At 65.2% G+C, this 17,416-nt stretch carries 16 protein-coding genes and 2 tRNA genes; 7 read left to right on the forward strand and 11 right to left on the reverse strand.

The window, feature by feature from the left end:
- Positions 1-59: 59 nt before the first annotated feature.
- The 3 genes from tig to EB836_RS06155 all read right to left on the reverse strand — a co-directional run bounded on the left by tig (position 60) and on the right by EB836_RS06155 (position 3,234).
- Positions 60-1,415, reverse strand: a complete 1,356-nt coding sequence (gene tig / locus EB836_RS06145; protein ID WP_135538583.1) for a trigger factor — start codon at positions 1,413-1,415, stop codon at positions 60-62.
- Positions 1,416-1,641: 226 nt separating this feature from the next.
- Complete coding sequence (locus EB836_RS06150; RefSeq protein WP_135538585.1) at positions 1,642-3,021, reverse strand: hypothetical protein; 1,380 nt, start codon at positions 3,019-3,021, stop codon at positions 1,642-1,644.
- A gap of 139 nt (positions 3,022-3,160) precedes the next feature.
- Positions 3,161-3,234: transfer RNA gene (locus EB836_RS06155), tRNA-Gly, on the reverse strand.
- Positions 3,235-3,398: 164 nt separating this feature from the next.
- On the opposite strand from EB836_RS06155, the gene EB836_RS06160 reads away from it, so the two are divergent.
- Together EB836_RS06160 and EB836_RS06165 are read left to right on the forward strand one after the other, a co-directional pair.
- Positions 3,399-3,472, forward strand: a tRNA-Pro gene (locus EB836_RS06160).
- A 203-nt stretch (positions 3,473-3,675) separates the two neighbouring features.
- Positions 3,676-4,812, forward strand: a complete 1,137-nt coding sequence (locus EB836_RS06165; protein WP_167854369.1) for a PQQ-dependent sugar dehydrogenase — start codon at positions 3,676-3,678, stop codon at positions 4,810-4,812.
- Here EB836_RS06165 and EB836_RS06170 read toward each other — a convergent pair.
- The 3 genes from EB836_RS06170 to EB836_RS06180 all read right to left on the reverse strand — a co-directional run bounded on the left by EB836_RS06170 (position 4,793) and on the right by EB836_RS06180 (position 7,084).
- On the reverse strand, positions 4,793-5,905 hold the full coding sequence (locus EB836_RS06170) for an alcohol dehydrogenase catalytic domain-containing protein (protein ID WP_135538589.1): 1,113 nt from the start codon (positions 5,903-5,905) through the stop codon (positions 4,793-4,795). The genes EB836_RS06165 and EB836_RS06170 overlap by 20 nt on opposite strands.
- A gap of 24 nt (positions 5,906-5,929) precedes the next feature.
- Complete coding sequence (locus EB836_RS06175) at positions 5,930-6,403, reverse strand: ribose-5-phosphate isomerase (RefSeq protein WP_135538591.1); 474 nt, start codon at positions 6,401-6,403, stop codon at positions 5,930-5,932.
- 75 nt (positions 6,404-6,478) lie between these two features.
- Positions 6,479-7,084 carry a DsbA family protein gene (locus EB836_RS06180; RefSeq protein WP_135538593.1) on the reverse strand — a complete coding sequence of 202 codons (606 nt, stop codon included), beginning with the start codon at positions 7,082-7,084 and terminating at the stop codon, positions 6,479-6,481.
- Between the two features lie 194 nt (positions 7,085-7,278).
- On the opposite strand from EB836_RS06180, the gene pepN reads away from it, so the two are divergent.
- Genes pepN through EB836_RS06195 form a run of 3 tightly spaced genes read left to right on the forward strand, consistent with a single transcriptional unit; the run spans position 7,279 to position 11,506 of the window.
- Positions 7,279-9,945 (forward strand): aminopeptidase N, encoded by a 2,667-nt coding sequence (gene pepN / locus EB836_RS06185; protein ID WP_135538595.1) that lies wholly within the window; start codon positions 7,279-7,281, stop codon positions 9,943-9,945.
- A 12-nt stretch (positions 9,946-9,957) separates the two neighbouring features.
- Positions 9,958-11,118, forward strand: coding sequence for a mechanosensitive ion channel family protein (locus EB836_RS06190; RefSeq protein WP_135538597.1), 1,161 nt, complete (start codon positions 9,958-9,960; stop codon positions 11,116-11,118).
- Positions 11,102-11,506, forward strand: a complete 405-nt coding sequence (locus EB836_RS06195; RefSeq protein ID WP_135538599.1) for a globin — start codon at positions 11,102-11,104, stop codon at positions 11,504-11,506. The genes EB836_RS06190 and EB836_RS06195 overlap by 17 nt, the downstream gene beginning before the upstream one ends.
- Before the next feature lie 78 nt (positions 11,507-11,584).
- On the opposite strand, the gene EB836_RS06200 is transcribed toward EB836_RS06195, so the two are convergent.
- Together EB836_RS06200 and EB836_RS06205 are read right to left on the reverse strand one after the other, a co-directional pair.
- On the reverse strand, positions 11,585-12,253 hold the full coding sequence (locus EB836_RS06200) for a hypothetical protein (RefSeq protein WP_135538601.1): 669 nt from the start codon (positions 12,251-12,253) through the stop codon (positions 11,585-11,587).
- Positions 12,250-12,792, reverse strand: coding sequence for an acyl-CoA thioesterase (locus tag EB836_RS06205; RefSeq protein WP_135538845.1), 543 nt, complete (start codon positions 12,790-12,792; stop codon positions 12,250-12,252). Before EB836_RS06205 ends, EB836_RS06200 begins: the two co-directional genes overlap by 4 nt.
- Before the next feature lie 95 nt (positions 12,793-12,887).
- Between EB836_RS06205 and EB836_RS06210 the strand changes: the two genes are divergently transcribed.
- Positions 12,888-13,796 (forward strand): acyl-CoA thioesterase II, encoded by a 909-nt coding sequence (locus tag EB836_RS06210; protein ID WP_135538603.1) that lies wholly within the window; start codon positions 12,888-12,890, stop codon positions 13,794-13,796.
- Entirely contained in the window at positions 13,793-14,041 is a 249-nt protein-coding gene (locus EB836_RS06215; RefSeq protein ID WP_135538605.1) for a hypothetical protein, read from the forward strand. Before EB836_RS06210 ends, EB836_RS06215 begins: the two co-directional genes overlap by 4 nt.
- A 161-nt stretch (positions 14,042-14,202) precedes the next feature.
- On the opposite strand, the gene ettA is transcribed toward EB836_RS06215, so the two are convergent.
- The 3 genes from ettA to EB836_RS06230 form a co-directional block, all read right to left on the reverse strand.
- Positions 14,203-15,885: an energy-dependent translational throttle protein EttA gene (gene ettA, locus EB836_RS06220; RefSeq protein ID WP_135538607.1), complete on the reverse strand. Its 1,683-nt coding sequence runs from the start codon at positions 15,883-15,885 to the stop codon at positions 14,203-14,205.
- A gap of 47 nt (positions 15,886-15,932) precedes the next feature.
- Positions 15,933-16,541: a hypothetical protein gene (locus EB836_RS06225; protein ID WP_135538609.1), complete on the reverse strand. Its 609-nt coding sequence runs from the start codon at positions 16,539-16,541 to the stop codon at positions 15,933-15,935.
- A gap of 77 nt (positions 16,542-16,618) precedes the next feature.
- The gene (locus EB836_RS06230; protein WP_135538611.1) at positions 16,619-17,290 is read right to left on the reverse strand and encodes a single-stranded DNA-binding protein; all 672 of its coding nucleotides are present in this window, start codon (positions 17,288-17,290) and stop codon (positions 16,619-16,621) included.
- Between the last annotated feature and the right edge of the window lie 126 nt (positions 17,291-17,416).

Here is a 17,416-nt window from a genome sequence, read left to right on the forward strand (position 1 = left end):
TCGGATGATCATCCGACCCCACCGTCTCATCGGGAATCCACCGCCGAGGCGGCCGTTCCTCAGTTCTCTTCGGCGGCCTCTGCGGGTGCCTCGTCAGCGGCCTCCTCGGCCTCAGCCTCGGCTCCTTCTTCGTCGTCTCCGGCGGAGGTGAAGGCCTCCATGTCGACGACGTTGCCGTCGGTGTCCTTCACGGTGGCACCGGCGAGGACGGCTGCCAGGGCCTTGCGGCGCGAGACCTCTCCGACCAGGGCGTTGACCTGTCCGGAGCTGTCGAGCATCTGGGCGAACTCATTCGGGTTCATCCCGTACTGCTGCGATGCGGAGATCAGGTACTCGATGAGTTCGGGCTGGCTGACTTCGACGTTCTCGGCCTCGGAGACGGCGTCGAGGATGAACTGGGTGCGCAGGTTGCGCTCGGTCTCCTCGGTGACCTCCTTGCGGTGCTCGTCATCGTCGACACGGTCCTCGGACTCGAGGTGACGCTCGACCTCGTCGGCGACGACCTTGGCCGGGACGGGGACCTCGAGGGTCTCGATGAGGTGTTCGAGCACCTTGTCGCGTGCCTGGACGCCCTGATCGGTCTCCTTCTGCTTGCCGGCCTGCTCGCGCAGATCCTCACGCAGTTCGGCGATCGTGTCGAATTCGCTGGCCAGCTGAGCGAAGTCATCATCGGCCTCGGGCAGTTCGCGTTCCTTCACAGCACCGAGGGTGATCTTCACGGTGCCCTGCTCGCCGGCGTGCTCGCCGCCGGCGAAAGTGGTCTCGAAGGTCGTGGTCTCACCGGCGGAGAGTCCGTCGAGGGCTTCGTCCATGCCTTCGAGCATCGTGCCGGCACCGACCTGATAGGAGATGTCGGAGGCGGTGTCGATCTCTTCGTCGCCGATCGTGGCGATGAGGTCGAGGGTGACGAAGTCGTCCTTGGCGGCCGGGCGGTCGACGGAGACGAGGGTTCCGAAGCGGGTGCGCAGCTGCTCGAGCTCGGCATCGACATCGGCGTCGGTGACCTCGACGGGGTCGACCTCGATGGCGATGGAGTCGTAGGCAGGCAGTTCGATCTCGGGGCGGACGTCGACCTCGACGGTGAAGTTGAGGTCACCGTCTTCGGTGCCGTCGAGTCCGGGGACCTCGGAGATCTCAACCTCGGGCTGACCCATCGGCTTGAGCTCGTTCTCTTCCACGGCGCTGCGGTAGAAGTCATCGAGGCCGTTGTTGATGGCCTCCTGAATGACTGCCGGACGACCGATCCGCTGATCGATGATGCGCGCGGGGACCTTTCCCTTGCGGAAGCCGGGAACGGTGACCTGAGCACCGATAGTCGTGTATGCCTCGTCGACACTCGGTTTGAGTTCGGCGTAAGGGACTTCCACGCTGATCTTGACCCGGGTGGGGTCGAGTTGCTCGACGGAGCTCTTCACAGTGCGACCTTTCAATTTCGACAGTCATGCATTTGCGGCCATCAACCGACCTGACCGGCTCAGCTCGTGGTCGTTGTCGACCATCTCGCAGCCTGATCGGCCAACCCGTGACCTTAAGGGGGAGCGAAAGTCCACGAATGTTTCGCGCACGTCCGCAAGACGCAATCACCCATATTACGCGAAACCCCTCTCGATACGCGAAACCGGCGCTATTTCATGGGGCGGCCTATCCGCGCCGAACGTAGAGCTCGTCGAAGGTGATGATGACATTGGCTGCCGTCCATGCCAGCGGCGCCACCGAGACCGGTTGCCCGTCGGCACTGATCTTCTCCGGCAGGGAACCCGCGAAGGTACGATGCTCGGCCAGCCAATCGAGGATCGCCTCGGCCCGACCGCGCTGCCCCAGACGCGCGAATCCCAGCGCCATGAGCGAGGTCGATGGGCTCCAGCTGGAGCGGTCGATGATCCATCCGTGACCCGGCTTGATGCCGCCGCCCGGCTGCTCGAGACGGTCCCATACGGTCACGAGGGCTTCGGCTTCGATCGCGTAGATGCGGGCGCCGGAACCGTCGGTGGGGACGAGCCCGGCGGCGGGCAGATAGGCAGCAGCCGAATCACACCCGCCCGAGGTCGGATAGCGCTGCAGCCCGTTGGCGCCGAAGGTGCGAGCGAAGGTCGCGGAATAGGCGTCGACGGCCGGCAGGACGTTCCCGACTCCCCCGCCGAGGCGGCCCCACAGTTCCGGATCCGCCGCGGTCAGCGCGGCCAACGAGTCCATTCCGATCAGAGTCGGGCCGGCCAGACCGAGGGTGACCTGTGATTCTCCGACCTCCCAATAGTCCGGGCCCACCGGCGGCAGATGCTGTCCGCGGGCGGTGTGGTCGAGCAGTCTCCGGGTGGTTCTTCGCAGCAGGTCGGCCAACTCGTCGAGGTCGAGTCGGACAGCGGCCCGTTCCGCCGCAGCAAGGACGTCGGCAACGGCCCAGAGCACCAGTCCGAGAGCGTCGAACTGCGATTCCCGGTCGTCCGGCGACATCCCTGTCTCGGGGACCACCCTGGCGGCGAATGACCCATCGACGGCCTGGATGCTCTGCAGGTAGAGCAGTTGGCTCCAGGCCTGTCTGACAGCGCCGACGCGGGCCAGAGCTACAGCGGCGAAGGCCGTGTCACGAGGCCAGATGTACCTCCACGGGCCGACCCAGCCGGCCACGGTGGCCGGCAGTCCGTCACTGAGCACCCACAGATCCAGCAGCGCCGAGGTCGCGAGGCCCCGCCGGGCTTCGGGCACATGTTCCAACCATGCCGCCCTCTGAGTCAGGAATTCCCGCTGCCGCCGTGCAGGCGCCGCAACCGCGGCCCCGGGCACCACCCTCGACCCGTCGGGCAGACTCCGCGCCGCCTCGGCATCGAGGCCCTCTCTGCGTCCCGACCGCGTGTAGGCCACGGTCACCGAACGGACGGGATCGGGTTGGGCCGCCTCGGCGAGTTCCCGGGTCGCCGCCGTCGCCCCGAGCCCGATGAGGCCGAGACCGACCCCTCCGGCGATCAGCCGTCGACGCGACAGCGCGAACCCGGCACGTTGACGGCGGGGCCGGGCGGAGGACATGAGTGGGACTTCCTGCTGTGCGGAGCCGACACCGGACTGCGATGTCGCGGGGCGGCGATGACGGTATGGACGAATTCTACCCACACAGGCACGTGCGGGCATGAGAAAACCGGCCTGGCCCGAAGGCCAGACCGGTAGCTGGAGGGGATGACGGGAATCGAACCCGCACCATCAGTTTGGAAGACTGAGGCTCTACCATTGAGCTACATCCCCGCGGTGCGAGATCGACTATAGTCGAGTTCCTCTCCGCTCACCAAATCGAGGGTTCGTGAGCTGCACCACAGGCGCGGTCGTCGTGTGAACTGCATCGCATTACCGCGACTGGTCGATTCCGGCGTGCATCTGGGTCCTGGCCTGTGGTTAGATGGGTGTCGTCGCGGGATGTGGCGCAGCTTGGTAGCGCATCTGTTTTGGGAACAGAGGGTCGCAGGTTCAAATCCTGTCATCCCGACGATCAGCAGCCGTTCGGACCAATCGGTCCGGGCGGCTCTTTCGCATTCTCAGGCTCTGCGGGGCCTGATTCTGGCGGCAGTCGACCGCATCGGGAACAATGGGCGCACGAGCTGTTCGAGCGAACGACCCCGAGAGGTGCTCACGATGCTGGGCCGAAACCGACCGATCCGAAGCGAGCCATCGAAGCAGGGACCGGTCCGCATGGCTGCCGTGATCGCTGCGCTTGCCCTGCTGCTCTCGGGCTGCACCCATCAACCGCCCAGTCCCGAGGGGTCCGAATCTCCCGCGTCGGCCGACGACACCGCGGATCCGACCGCCGCGCAGTCGGATGGAGCTGCCGACACCGGTTCCGAGGACGGTGCACCACAGCTGGTGGCAGAGGATCTTAACACCCCGTGGTCGATCGCCTTCTTCAAGGGAACTCCGCTGGTCAGCGAACGCGATTCCGGGCGGATCCTCGAACTCAGCGAGGACCGGCCCGCGCAGTCCCGCGAAGTCGCGACTGTCGAATCAGTCGTCGCCGAGGGTGAGGGCGGGCTGCTCGGGCTGGCAGTGGCCGATGAGAGTCTCTTCGCCTATTTCACTTCGGCCGAGGACAACCGCATCCAGCGGTTTCCGCTCTCGGGAGAGCCGGGCAGGCTCGAGCTCGGTGAGCCGGAGACGATCCTCGACGGGATCGCCAAGGCGAGCTTCCACAATGGGGGTCGGCTGGCGATCGGACCCGATGGCAAGCTCTATGCGACGGCCGGCGATGCCGGGAACCCCGCGGATGCGCAGGACCCCGAGTCTCTCAACGGTTCGATTCTGCGGCTCAACTTCGATGGAACCGTGCCCGCGGACAACCCGGATCCGGACTCCCCTGTCTACACCTACGGACACCGCAACGCACAGGGGCTCGGCTGGGACGCTGAAGGAACGATGTACGCCAGCGAGTTCGGTCAGGACACCTGGGACGAACTCAACATCATCGAAGCCGGGCGCAACTACGGCTGGCCGGAGGTCGAAGGGATCCCAGCCTCCAGCGGCAGCACGGGTTCGGGGTCGGCCGGCGACTTCGTCGCTCCGGTTCATCAGTGGAGCACCGAGGAAGCGAGCCCGAGCGGAATCGCCGTGACCGAGGATTCGATCGCCATTGCCAACCTGCGCGGTCAACGACTCCGCTGGGTCCCCCTCGCGGACACCGCAAGGCAGGAGACGCAGTTCGTCGGCGAGTACGGACGGCTGCGAGATGTCGTCTCCGCCCCGGGCGGAGAACTGTGGCTGATGACGAACAACACCGACGGACGCGGCGACCCGTCCGACGGCGACGACCGGATCCTCAGCGTGCGAAGTCGATGATCTGTCGCACCACCGTGCCGTCGGCCAAGGCGTCGAACGCGGAGTTGAGGTCGTCGAGGCCGATCGTGTCGGAGATGAGCTCTTCGACCGGCAGCTTCCCCTCCCGCCACAGCTGGGCGTAGACGGGGATGTCGCGACTCGGCACGGCCGAACCGAGGTAGGAGCCGACGACGGTGCGAGCCTCGGCGGTCAAGGTCACCGGAGTGATATGCGACTGCGCATCCGGTGCGGGAAGGCCCACGGTCACCGTCGTTCCGCCCACGGCGGTGGCTTCGAACGCGGTTTCGAAGGCGCGCGGGTGCCCGACGCATTCGATGACGATGGGAGCCTTCCGGTCCCCGAGCTGTTCGGGGGTGAAGACTTCGGCGGCGCCGAGTTCTTTCGCCCGCACGAGTTTGTCCGGGTTCGCATCGACGCCGATGACTCCTGCGGTGTCGAGCGACACTGCCGTGATGAGCGCTGCCATGCCGACCCCGCCGAGGCCGACGACCATCACTTCGTCGTCCGGTCCGGGGCGACCGGCGTTGAGCACCGCTCCCCCGCCGGTGAGCACGGCGCAGCCGAGCACAGCGGCGATGGGTGCGGGAACATCGTCGGCGACGGGGACGACGGATGCCCGGTTGAGCACCGCATGCGTGCCGAACACGGACGCGCCGAGGTGGTGGAGGACCTCGGCACCGGTGTCATCGTGCAGGCGCACCCGGTGACCGTCGAACGGCAGGGTCCCGGCGCCGTTGGTCACGCTGCCGGGCGTGCACGGAAGTTTGCCGTCGGTGCGGCAGTTCGGGCATTCACCGCACCGGGGCAGGAACACGGTGACGACCTGCTGGCCAACCTCGAGGTCATCGACACCGTCACCGAGCTTCTCGACGACTCCGGCTCCCTCGTGGCCGAGCAGCATCGGCAGAGGCCGGGGTCGGTTGCCGTCGACGACGGAGAGGTCGGAATGGCAGACTCCGGCGGCCTCCATCCGAATGAGCACCTCACCGGGTCCCGGGTCATCGAGGTCGAGGTCCTCGATCGTCATCGGCCGCGACGTCGCGAACGGACGAGGCCGCTCCATCTCACGCAGCACCGCACCTCTGATCTTCACAGCGTCCTCCTCAGACTGTTCGTCTCACAGCGCCTGGGCGCCCTGCTCTTCATAATCGGCCATGATGGAGATCCGGCGCTGGTGACGTTCGTCGCCGGAGAACGGTTCGGCGAGGAAGGCATCGACGATGGCGATCGCCTCGTCCTCGGGGTGCTGGCGGGCGCCGACGGCGACGATCTGCGCATTGTTGTGCTGACGTGCCAGCTTCGAGATCTCCGGGTTCCACGCCAGAGCGGTGCGTGCGCCCGTGACGAGGTTCGCCGCCATCTGCTCGCCGTTGCCCGAACCGCCGATGACGACGCCGAGGGCCTCGATTCCGGCGGACTGGTCATCGACCACGGCTTGGGCGGCGGCGATGCAGAACGCCGGATAGTCGTCGAGGGCGTCGTATTCGAGTGCGCCGTGGTCGACGACCTCGTGCCCCGCCTCTGCGAGGTGGGCTTTGAGAACCTGTTTGAAATCGAATCCGGCGTGATCTGTGCCGAGGTGAACCTTCATGTGCGTGCCTTTCGATGAACTCTGCGGAGCTGTCTTATCCGCTTTATCCGCGCGGGAACGGGTGGTGCTGGATCTTCAGTCGAAGTTCGGACCCTGGTCGCGGGTGCGTTTGAGTTCGAAGAATCCGGGCGTCGAAGCGACCGCGAGGACACCGTCGAAGAGTCGGCCTGCGTCCTCGCCCTTCGGTGCCGGGGTGACGACCGGTCCGAAGAACGCGGTGCCGGCCACACGGCAGATCGGCGTTCCGACATCATCGCCGACAAGAGCCAGCGCTTCATCGTGGGATGTCTGGAGAGCCGCGTCATAGTCGTCGGTCTCGCCGTATTTCATGAGCTCGGCGGGCAGCCCCACCTCGGTGAGGGCCTCGGAGACGGCCTGCTCGAAGTCCTTCTCCCCACCCGGATGGATACGGGTGCCGATGGCGGTGTAGAGGGGCTCGGCCACCTCTTCTCCGTGTTCGGCGATCGCGGCGGTGACGATGCGCATCGGCGCCAGCGCCCGGTCCATCAGTGCCCGGTAGTCAGCGTCGATGTCCTTGTCGCGGTTGAGGAAGTTGAGGCTCATGGGCCGGAACCTCACCTCGACATCGCGCACCTTGGCCACTTCGAGGCCCCAGCGGGAGGTCATCCAGGCCCAGGGGCAGGCCGTATCGAACCACAGATCGAGTGTTTCCTTGCTCACTGTCTCTCCTCTTCCATTCGGTCGTGGGCACCGAAGCCGGCCACCCGACGTTGCGCTGTTCAATCTATCAAGGCCGAGCGGGTACGGGGAACGCGATCGAATCACGGGCATCGGAGCCGAGGTCCTTGCCCGATGACGTGTCCATGAAAGAATGACCCAGTACACCCGGTTCCCGAAGCGAAGGTCGCCACACTGTGCCGCAATACAACCTCACCCGCGATGAAGCCCGCGAACGTTCCGCCCTCGTGGACGTCACGAGCTACGATCACACCCTGATCCTCACGGGAGTCGGTGAGAGCTTCCGCGTCCGCTCGCGGATCCGCTTCACCGCGGTGCCGGACTCGTCGACGTTCATCGACGCCATCACCGCCAGTGTCGAGCGCGTGCGTCTCAACGACGTCGACCTCGACCTCGCCGAGGTGGTCGGACCGGCGCGCATCACTCTGCCCGGCCTGGCCGCTGAGAACGAACTCATCGTCGATGCCCGCTTCTACTACATGAATACCGGTGAGGGCCTGCACCGCTTCGTCGACCCGATCGACGACGAGGTCTACCTGTACTCCCAATTCGAAGTCCCCGACGCCCGCCGCGTCTTCCCCGTCTTCGAGCAGCCCGACATCAAATCCCCGTACTCCTTCACCGTCATCGCTCCCGAGAAGTGGACGGTCGTCTCGAACTCCCCCACCCCCACGCCGAGCAGCCCGAAGGAGACCTTCGCCGAGCTCGACGAGGAGCCCATCGAGGGGACGGCCGTGTGGCAGTTCGCTCCCACCACGCCGATCTCGTCCTACATCACTGCCATCATCGCCGGCCCCTACCGGTCCGTGCATTCGAAGCTGACGTCCTCGGACGGTTCGATCGTGCCCTTGGGCCTGTACTGCCGGGCTTCGCTGCTCGAGCACCTCGACTCGGCCAAACTGTTCCGCATCACAAAGGCCGGCTTCGAGTTCTTCGAACGGGAGTTCGGGATCGCCTACCCGTTCGAGAAGTACGACCAGCTCTTCGTGCCGGAGTTCAATGCCGGAGCGATGGAGAACGCCGGGGCCGTGACGATCCTGGAGAACTACGTCTTCCGGTCGCGGCCGACCGAGGCATTGGTCGAACGACGCACGGTGACCATCCTCCATGAACTCGCCCACATGTGGTTCGGCGACCTCGTGACCATGCGCTGGTGGAACGATCTGTGGCTCAACGAGTCCTTCGCCGAATTCATGTCGACGCTGGCCACCGCCGAGGCGACGGAGTTCGCCGACGCATGGACGACCTTCGCCACGATCGAGAAGTCGTGGGCGTACCGACAGGATCAGCTGCCGAGCACCCACCCGATCGTCGCGCCCATCGAAGACCTCGCCGATGTCGAGGTCAACTTCGACGGCATCACCTACGCCAAGGGCGCTTCGGTGCTCAAGCAGCTGGTGGCCTGGGTCGGGCGGGAGGAGTTCTTCGCCGGACTCAGACGCTACTTCGACAAACATGCGTGGTCGAACACGGAACTCTCCGACCTCCTCGACGAGCTCGAGGCCACCTCGGGGCGGGATCTGGCCAGCTGGTCGAAGCTGTGGCTCGAGGAATCCGGCGTCAACCTCCTCGAAGCTGCCGTCGAGACCGAGTCCGACCCCGCGGCTGAAGGCAACAGCGAAGTCATCACGCGTCTGCAGGTGACACAGCGTCCGTGGGAGATCGCAGGACAGCCCACCCCGTCGCTGCGGCCCCACCGTCTTGCCATCGGCTTCTATTCGGAGTCCGAGACCGGCCGCATGGTGCGCACCCATTCCTTCTCCCTCGACATCGATTCCGAATCCGCCGAGGTGGTCGAGGCCGAGGGGCTGGCCCGTCCCGACGTCATCGTCGTCAATGACGCCGACCTCAGCTACGCGAAGGTCCGCTTCGACGCCCACAGCATGGACACCGCTGCCAAGCGTCTGAGTGACTTCGACGATTCGCTCACCCAGCTGCTCATCCTCGCCACTCTCTGGGATGAGGTCCGCGACGGTGAACGGCCCGTCCATGACTACATCGACACCATCACCGCCCATCTGGGGGCGATCACGCATTCCTCTGGTCTGCTCACGCAGATGCGCCAGCTCGAGACCGCGGTCTCGGCGTATCTGCCTCCGCAGCAGCGCGAGGCGATGCACGCCCGGCTGGCCGATCGCTTCTTCGAACTCCTCGAAACCGTGGACGAAGGCACCGATCAGGCGTTCCAGTTCGTCCAGGGCTTCGTCAAGCACGCAACCACGACCGGCCAGCTCGACCGGCTGCGGTCCTGGTTGCTGCCTGAGACCGAGAGGGTTCACGGGATCGCCATCGACACGGACCTGTCCTGGGACATTCTCGTCGCCCTCTGCGCCCATGACGGCGCAGATGAGGCTGCGCTCGAGGCGATGAGCCGCAAGGATCCCAGCGCCACCGGAGTCCGGCGGGCCGCAACCGCTCGTGCCTCCCGGCCGACGACGGAGGCGAAATCGTGGGCGTTCACCCGCCTCGTCGATGAGGCGGATCTGCCGAACTCCGAACTCAGCGCGCTCGCTTTGGGATTCGCCACGGGTCTGCAGACGTCGTCGGGTGAGAGCATCGCCGCGGCGGCTCCGCTGGGTCCCTTCGCAGACGAGTACTTCGCCCGCGTCGCAGGCTGGTGGGAGACTCGAACCCTGGAGATGGCTCAGACGATGACAGTGCGTCTGTTCCCGCCGGTGAGTTCCGACACAGTCGAGGCGACCCGACGCTGGCTCGATGACCACCCTTCGGCTCCGAAGGGCCTGCTGAGGCTGATGCGAGAGAACCTCGCCGATGCCGAGAGGGCGCTGCGGGTTCAGCGGGTGTCCAGCGCTTCCAAGGGATCGTTGAACCTCGCGCGTTAGTCTCGGGGCACCATGACTTCTGATCCATTGGAATCCACAGTTCAAGCCGCAGGTGACTTCGATTGGTCCTTCCTCCTCGGAGCCCCGCTGCGGATCACCGTCATCATCGTCGGTGCCATCATCGTCAATCTCATCGTGCGTCTCTTCATCCGTCGTTTCACGACGGCGGTGGCCAAGGGCACGGTCGGCAGCGAGAAGGCCGAAGGTGCCGGTCTCGCGAAGTTCTCGGCCACGGCGATGGAAGCGCAGCGCACCGGGATCGATCAGCAGACGATCAAGCAGCGCCGTGCGCAGCGGGCGAGGACCGTGGGACGGATGCTGTCGTCGGTGACGACGATCCTCATCAGTGTGATCGCTGCGCTGATGATCCTCGACGCGCTCAGCTTCAACATCGCCCCGATCCTCGCCTCTGCCGGTATCGCAGGTGTCGCCATCGCCTTCGGTGCCCAGGAGCTCGTCCGCGACTACCTCTCCGGGTTCTTCATCGTCATCGAGGACCAGTACGGCATCGGTGACACCGTTGACCTCGGTGAGGCCGTCGGCGAGGTCGAGGACGTCGGTCTGCGCCGCACTCAGGTCCGTGACCTCACCGGCACCCTGTGGCATGTGCGCAATGGTGAGATCCTGCGCGTGGGCAACCTGTCGCAGGGCTGGGCTCGCGCGGTCCTCGACATCCCCATCGACTACCGGACCTCGATGGACGACTTCCGCGAGATGGCCGCACAGATCACCCACAAGCTGAAGCAGGACCCCGAGATCGCCAAGGCGATGCTCGAAGACCCGGAGATCGCCGGTGTCCAGTCCCTGTCCGGTTCGTACCGAGTCATCCGCACAATGGTCAAAACCAAACCGAACCTGCAGTGGATGGTCGAACGCGCATTCCGCGCCGAACTCATGACCCAGCTGGCCGAGCGCGGCGGACAGATCGGTATGATGCAGGAGACGGTCCTGCGCACACTGCCGACCACCGAGGATGCCGCCACCACCGCTGCTTCCACGACCGGCGCGGACTCATCTGCCCAGCGTGCGCAGAGCACCGTCGGTGCCGCACCGACGAAGTCGACTGCGACCGCCGAGGACAAGCCCTCGGCGCTGCCCAGCGACCAGGAGATCCGCAGCACCGTCCAGGAAGACTCCCCGAGCGAAGGATCGAACGATGACGCAGACGACTGACGATTCGGTGTTCGCCGCCGTCGGAGGCCACGAAACCTTCAGCCGTCTCGTCGATGTGTTCTACCAGCACGTCGACGCGGATGCTCAGCTCATCGCCATGTACCCTGACGGCCACGAGCTCGAGGGCGCGAAGCATCGCCTGCAGACCTTCCTCGAACAGTACTTCGGGGGTCCTTCGACGTATCAGGAGGAACGGGGGCATCCGCGGCTGCGGATGCGTCATTTCGACTATCCGATCGACTTCGATGCCCGTGACCGGTGGCTGCGCTGCATGCGTGCGGCACTCGACGATGTCGCTCTGGCCCCGCTCTACGACGAGATCTTCTGGGACTACTTCCAGCGAGCCGCGACGGCGATGGTGAATACGGCCAATCCGAATATCCGCTGAGCGAGCTCGGACTCAGCGTCGAAGGCGCCGCTCAGCGAGCGCCGGCTCAGCGTCGAAGGCGGGTGAGCACGATTCGGCTCAGCCGCGGATCCGAGTGAGCAGGTGCCCGCCCGGAGTGACGAGACGCAGCCATCCCGCGGATTCCATGATGGTCAGTTCGCGGTCATCATCGCGTCCTGCCGCAGGAATGAAACGCAGGGCCGTGGCCGCGAAGGCGAGCCCGCTGGGCACGGCCGTACCCTGGTCGCCGAACATTTCGCGCGACCAGATTCGGGAGCGCAGCGCCTTGACCGCGTGAGCCCCTGAACCTTCCGGCGCTCCGCTGCTGATCTCGGCCACACCCTGTGCTGCGGTCTCGTGCAGACCGCCCACCGAAATCGTGTCCGTTGTCTGCCATCCTCCGCGCGGAGGCGCGATGCCCGTCCACGAGACGAGCACGGAGTTCGGGGGCACGGGCAGAGCCGTGCCGTTCTCCTCCCGAGCGAAGCGGTCGAGCAGGTTCGACAGCGGCACTGCTTCGTCCAGTCCGTCGAGCTCGGAATCATGCAGGCGCAGAGTCCGCATGGCCAGGACCAGGGGCGTCGAATCGCCCAATCCGTGGGGGAACAGCGGCGCCACGGAGGCGGCGAGGACGTTGGAGACGACCTGCAGCCGCATCGCACCGTCGGAATCGGCACGGTGGGCCAGGGTGGTGAAAGAGGCGAGATCCCGCATCGCCAGCGGGTCGGCGATCTGCAATGTGGTCATCGGCGTGCCCTCCGCAGCGGAACGGCGGTGCCGAGGACGGATTCCATCGCTGCGGTCTCGGCTTCGTTGAGGCGACGCGGTCGGCCGCTGGCGATGTCGATGAAGACGATGACGGTCTCGGCGACCGTGTAGACCTGCGAACCGTCGGGTTCGCAGATGGTGTAGCCGACCGTCACCGAGGCGGCCCTGACTTCGCTGATGACCAGATCGACCGCGACGGGTCCGGTGCGGTAGGGCATCGGTGCGCGGTATTCGATCGCGTGGGAGGCCACTAGCAGCTCGGTCGTCGCCGATGCGTCAGCGAAGATCGTGGGGATCTTCACCCCACTGACAGCATCGGACACTCCGTGCCGGCCGGGCGTCGTCGGAGCATCGGAGCTGTGGGTCGGGGATCCCAGCGCGCGTACACGAGCCTCTTCGAGCAGCCTGAGCTGGGTGACATTGTTGACATGCCCGTAGGCATCCATATCGCCCCATCTCAGCTCCAGCAGTACACGGGTGAAGTCATCGAGCAGTGGATCGGTGGCGCCTGAGTGCATGCTTCCCATCATGCCACCTTTATCGACTCGGTGTCCCACGCGATAGGATCGTGGACCGTACGCGAAAAAGTCACCGGCGTTGCAGGGAGAGAGCTATGACCGAAGAAGCATCCACCGAAGCAGAGACCAACGTGGCGACGCTGCATGACATCCTCGATCTGCAGCGGCTCGAGTTCACCTCGGCGTCGAGCGAAACGGACTTCTTCATCGGCCACAGCCAGTACAAACCCGATGGTCGTGTCTACGGCGGTCAGGTGCTGGCCCAGTGCGTCATCGCGGCGGCAGCGACTCTGCCCTCCGACCGGCTCATCCATTCCCTGCACGGCTATTTCCTCCGTGCCGGGGATGTCAGCGAACCGATCGAATTCGGTGTCGAGCGCCTGCGCGACGGCCGTTCGTTCTCGGCCCGGCGCGTCCACGCCTATCAGAAGGGCGCGCCGATCCTTTCGCTGAGCGCCTCGTTCCAGGACGAACAGCCCGGTCTCGACCACGCCGAGCTGATGCCCACCGGTCTGCCGGCTCCCGAGGACTGCCCGGAGCTGCTCGACTACATCGGCGACGAGGATTCGGCGGTCGTCACCGACTGGCTGCGCAAACGTCCCTTCGAAGTCCGCCCGGTCGAACCGTCCCTGCACACCTCAGGGGTCTCCGATCCCTCGATCACCGAGCAGCATTCATGGTTCCGGGCCAGTGCCCCCTTCGGCGACGACCCCGTCCTCAATGCCGCAGCTTTGGCCTATGCCAGCGACTTCAACCTCCTCGAACCTGTTCTCCGTCATCACCGGCTGACGTGGAGGAGCCCCGGTCTGCGGGTCGCCAGCCTCGACCACGCCATGTGGTGGCATCGTCGGGTCAAGGTCGACGAGTGGATGCTCTACGTTCAGGAGTCACCGGCGGCACAGGGCGGACGGGGTCTCGGTTACGGACGGATCTTCTCCCAGGACGGGACGCTGCTGGCCACGGTGGCGCAGGAGGGCATGGTCCGGGTCAAGGAGAGCCGGTGAAGAACGATCCGATGCCGAGCGACCCGACGATGATGGACGTCATCGGCACGATCCTCAGCCGCCTGGTGAACGTGGCCCTGTTCATCGTCATCGCGCTCCTCACCCTCGCCGCGCTCAACGGCAGAACCGATCTGCCTATCGGGGTCTGCGCGATCCTGTCGGTCATCAGCGGGGTCATCGGCACAGTTCTCATCCGCCTCCTGTTCAAGGGTCTCGGAGCGCTTCTGCGCCCATCCGAACGCTGAACCGTACACTCGGTCAGCGGCCAGTCGACGATCTGCGCACGCCGGTTGAGAGCCGAACAGAGCAGCAGAATCATTCGATCAGCGCTGACCGGACACAGAAGTGCCCCCGCCACCGGGCGGAGGCACTTCTGTGGAGAATCGGCGGCTGCGGCCGGTGAGGCTCAGTCGCGGGTGAGACGACGGTGCGTGACCCGATGCGGTCGCGCCGCATCCTCACCGAGGCGTTCGACCTTGTTCTTCTCGTACGACTCGAAGTTGCCTTCGAACCAGTACCAGTTCGCCGGATTCTCCTCGGTGCCTTCCCACGCCAGAATGTGTGTGGCCACACGGTCGAGGAACCACCGGTCGTGGGAGACCACCACGGCACAGCCCGGGAACTCGAGAAGCGCGTTCTCCAAGGAACCCAGGGTTTCGACGTCGAGGTCGTTAGTCGGCTCATCGAGGAGAAGGAGGTTTCCGCCCTGTTTGAGGGTGAGTGCGAGGTTGAGACGGTTGCGCTCACCGCCGGAGAGGACGCCGGCCTTCTTCTGCTGGTCCGGACCTTTGAATCCGAACGCTGAGACATAGGCACGCGAAGGCATCTCCACCGCACCGACCTGAATGAAGTCGAGTCCATCGGAGACGACTTCCCACAGGCTCTTGTCCGGGTCGATTCCGCCGCGCGACTGGTCGACATAGGAGAGCTTGACGGTGTCGCCGACTTTGAGATCGCCGCCGTCGAGCTCTTCGATCCCGACGATCGTCTTGAACAGCGTCGTCTTACCGACGCCATTGGGGCCGATGACACCGACGATGCCGTTGCGCGGCAGCGAGAAGCTCAGACCATCGATGAGCTGACGACCGTCGAAGCCCTTCTGCAGGTTATCGGCCTCGATGACGACATCTCCGAGGCGGGGACCGGCAGGGATCTGGATCTCTTCGAAGTCGAGCTTGCGGGTCTTCTCCGCTTCTGCGGCCATCTCCTCATAGCGGGCCAGACGTGCCTTGGACTTCGTCTGCTTCGCCTTCGGATTCGAACGCACCCACTCGAGTTCGTCTTTCAGCCGCTTAGAGAGTTTGGCGTCCTTCTTGCCCTGGACCTGGAGGCGCTCCTGCTTCTTCTCCAGGTAGGTCGAGTAGTTGCCCTCATAGGGGTAGAGGTGACCGCGGTCGATCTCGGCGATCCATTCGGCGACATGATCGAGGAAGTACCTATCGTGAGTGATCGCGATGACCGCTCCCGGGTAGGTCTTCAGGTGCTGCTCGAGCCACAGCACGGATTCGGCATCGAGGTGGTTCGTCGGCTCGTCGAGAAGCAGCAGGTCCGGCTTCTCGAGGAGGAGCTTGCACAGGGCCACGCGGCGGCGCTCACCGCCGGAGAGCACCGAGACCTCGGCATCCGGCGGCGGGCAGCGCAGAGCGTCCATCGCCTGTTCGAGCTGCGAGTCGAGATCCCACGCGTCGGCCGCGTCGATGGCTTCCTGGAGCTTGCCCATCTCTTCCATGAGGGCGTCGAAGTCCGCATCGGGACTGGCCATCTCCTCGGAGATCGCATTGAAGCGGTCGACCTTCGCCTTGATCTCGCCGACGCCTTCTTCGACGTTGCCGAGGACTGTCTTCTCTTCGTTCAGGGGCGGTTCCTGCAGAAGGATGCCCACGGAGTAACCGGGGCTGAGTCGAGCTTCGCCGTTCGAGGGCTGCTCGAGTCCCGCCATGATCTTGAGGATCGTCGATTTGCCGGCGCCGTTGGGGCCGACCATACCGATCTTCGCTCCTGGGTAGAACGACATCGATACATCGTCGAGGATGACTTTGTCACCGTGCGCTTTGCGCGCTTTGTGCATGGTGTAGATGAATTCGGCCATAGTGTCCTCAGGCTATCGTTTCCGCGCGCTCAAGCGTTAATTGGCGTTCAGCCGCCGCCGAGCGAAGGGGCCTCGTCCGAGGAACCGGAACTGCCGTCGGAGCTTGGAGAGTCCTCGCTCGGCTGCGGAGTCTCTGTCTGCTCGTCCTTGCCGTTGATATCCTCCCCCGGCAGGTGGCCCTTGCCGTTGGAGTCACCTTCTTCGTCCCGCTTCTCCCCCTTCGGAGCCTTGACCCCCTTCGGCCTGTCGACCTCGCCGAACAGGCAGGAACCCGTCGACTCTGTGGGCTCCACGAGTTCTGCCGTCGCCTTCCCCGACCGGATCTCTCCGACGACACAGCCCTTGTCGGTCTTGACTCCAAACATCTTCGATGGGACATCGTTGCCCAATGGCGAGGCGTCGAGTGTGGCTTCAAGCTGATCGGGCTCGTAACCGGCGTCGAGCATCGTGGTGAAGAACTTCTTCGTCGACGGGACCGAGTCCTTGTCCCCCGTGATCGGTTTGAGTGCCTTGAGCACCTTGTCCACCTCGGCCACGGGAGCAGCGTGAGTCGTCTTCGGTTCGGGTTTGGCGTCGTCGCCGCCGAAGCCCAGAAGGGAGCAGCCCGACAATGCCAGAGTCAGTGCTGCGGCACCCAGCACAGGAACAAGACGCATCTGAAACCTCGGCGAGAGGGGACGATTGACAGTCTCACTTTAACCGATCGAGGCGGCTGGCGGTGGCAGCGAATCGATCAGAACGGCGCCGCCGCGGCAGCGGTCACTGCCGCGATCGCGGTATCGTCCGCGCTGGGCCCGTCGTTGTCGCCCGTCGCAGCGCTGCTGCCCGTTCCCTCTTGGTCGGCTCCATCGCTTTCAGCCGCCGACGCCTCCCCCTCAGCGACCGAGGTGTCGGCATCGGACGATGGGCGCTCACCGGCACCGGTCGTGCGAGCAGCAGTCGCCACCTCGGCTGCAGAAGGAGAACCGAGGCCCTCCCAGCCATCGCTCTCAGCCGTGCCGGTGTCCTCCGGCGCTTTCGACGGCTGATTCTCTGTCCGGTCCTGTCCCTTGGCCCTCCGGTAGTGCGCGGTTCCGTAGCGCAGGTCGGGACCGATGTGGTCGGCGACGACGGTCGGGGCGACGCCGCTTCGCTCTTCGGTTTCCCACTCGCGGTTGCGCAGACTGCCGGTGACGATGACCGCGGTGCCTTTGCCCAGCGACATGGAGGAATTGCTGGCCAGATCTCCGTAGCAGTCGATGCCGAACCAGGAGGTGCCGTCGTTGATGAATTCCCCGGTGCCTCTGTCGACTCTCCAGTGATTGACGGCAAGGCGGAAGGACGCACAGGCCCGCCCGGACGGCAGCGTGCGAGCAGTGGGTTCGGTGGCGATGGTGCCGGTGACGGTGATTGGAATGGCGGACATCGGTGTCTCCTCTTCGACTGGATGGCGGCACGCGATCCTCGGCGGTCGCGTGGTCCTCCAGTCAGCCCGGAACCGTCCTCCCCCGTCCAGAGATTGAAAATGCCCTGTGGATGACGCTTTTCCATC

The organism is Brevibacterium sp. S111 (assembly GCF_004745075.1).
Lineage (GTDB): Bacteria > Actinomycetota > Actinomycetes > Actinomycetales > Brevibacteriaceae > Brevibacterium.

Bases quoted from the DNA above. Each gene is read 5' to 3' on its own strand.
- EB836_RS06150 (WP_135538585.1), bottom strand. From the start codon at position 3,021: ATGTCCTCCGCCCGGCCCCGCCGTCAACGTGCCGGGTTCGCGCTGTCG.
- EB836_RS06165 (WP_167854369.1), top strand. From the start codon at position 3,676: ATGGCTGCCGTGATCGCTGCGCTTGCCCTGCTGCTCTCGGGCTGCACC.
- EB836_RS06175 (WP_135538591.1), bottom strand. From the start codon at position 6,403: ATGAAGGTTCACCTCGGCACAGATCACGCCGGATTCGATTTCAAACAG.
- EB836_RS06190 (WP_135538597.1), top strand. From the start codon at position 9,958: ATGACTTCTGATCCATTGGAATCCACAGTTCAAGCCGCAGGTGACTTC.
- EB836_RS06195 (WP_135538599.1), top strand. From the start codon at position 11,102: ATGACGCAGACGACTGACGATTCGGTGTTCGCCGCCGTCGGAGGCCAC.
- EB836_RS06200 (WP_135538601.1), bottom strand. From the start codon at position 12,253: ATGACCACATTGCAGATCGCCGACCCGCTGGCGATGCGGGATCTCGCC.
- EB836_RS06205 (WP_135538845.1), bottom strand. From the start codon at position 12,792: ATGCACTCAGGCGCCACCGATCCACTGCTCGATGACTTCACCCGTGTA.
- EB836_RS06210 (WP_135538603.1), top strand. From the start codon at position 12,888: ATGACCGAAGAAGCATCCACCGAAGCAGAGACCAACGTGGCGACGCTG.
- ettA (WP_135538607.1), bottom strand. From the start codon at position 15,885: ATGGCCGAATTCATCTACACCATGCACAAAGCGCGCAAAGCGCACGGT.
- EB836_RS06225 (WP_135538609.1), bottom strand. From the start codon at position 16,541: ATGCGTCTTGTTCCTGTGCTGGGTGCCGCAGCACTGACTCTGGCATTG.
- EB836_RS06230 (WP_135538611.1), bottom strand. From the start codon at position 17,290: ATGTCCGCCATTCCAATCACCGTCACCGGCACCATCGCCACCGAACCC.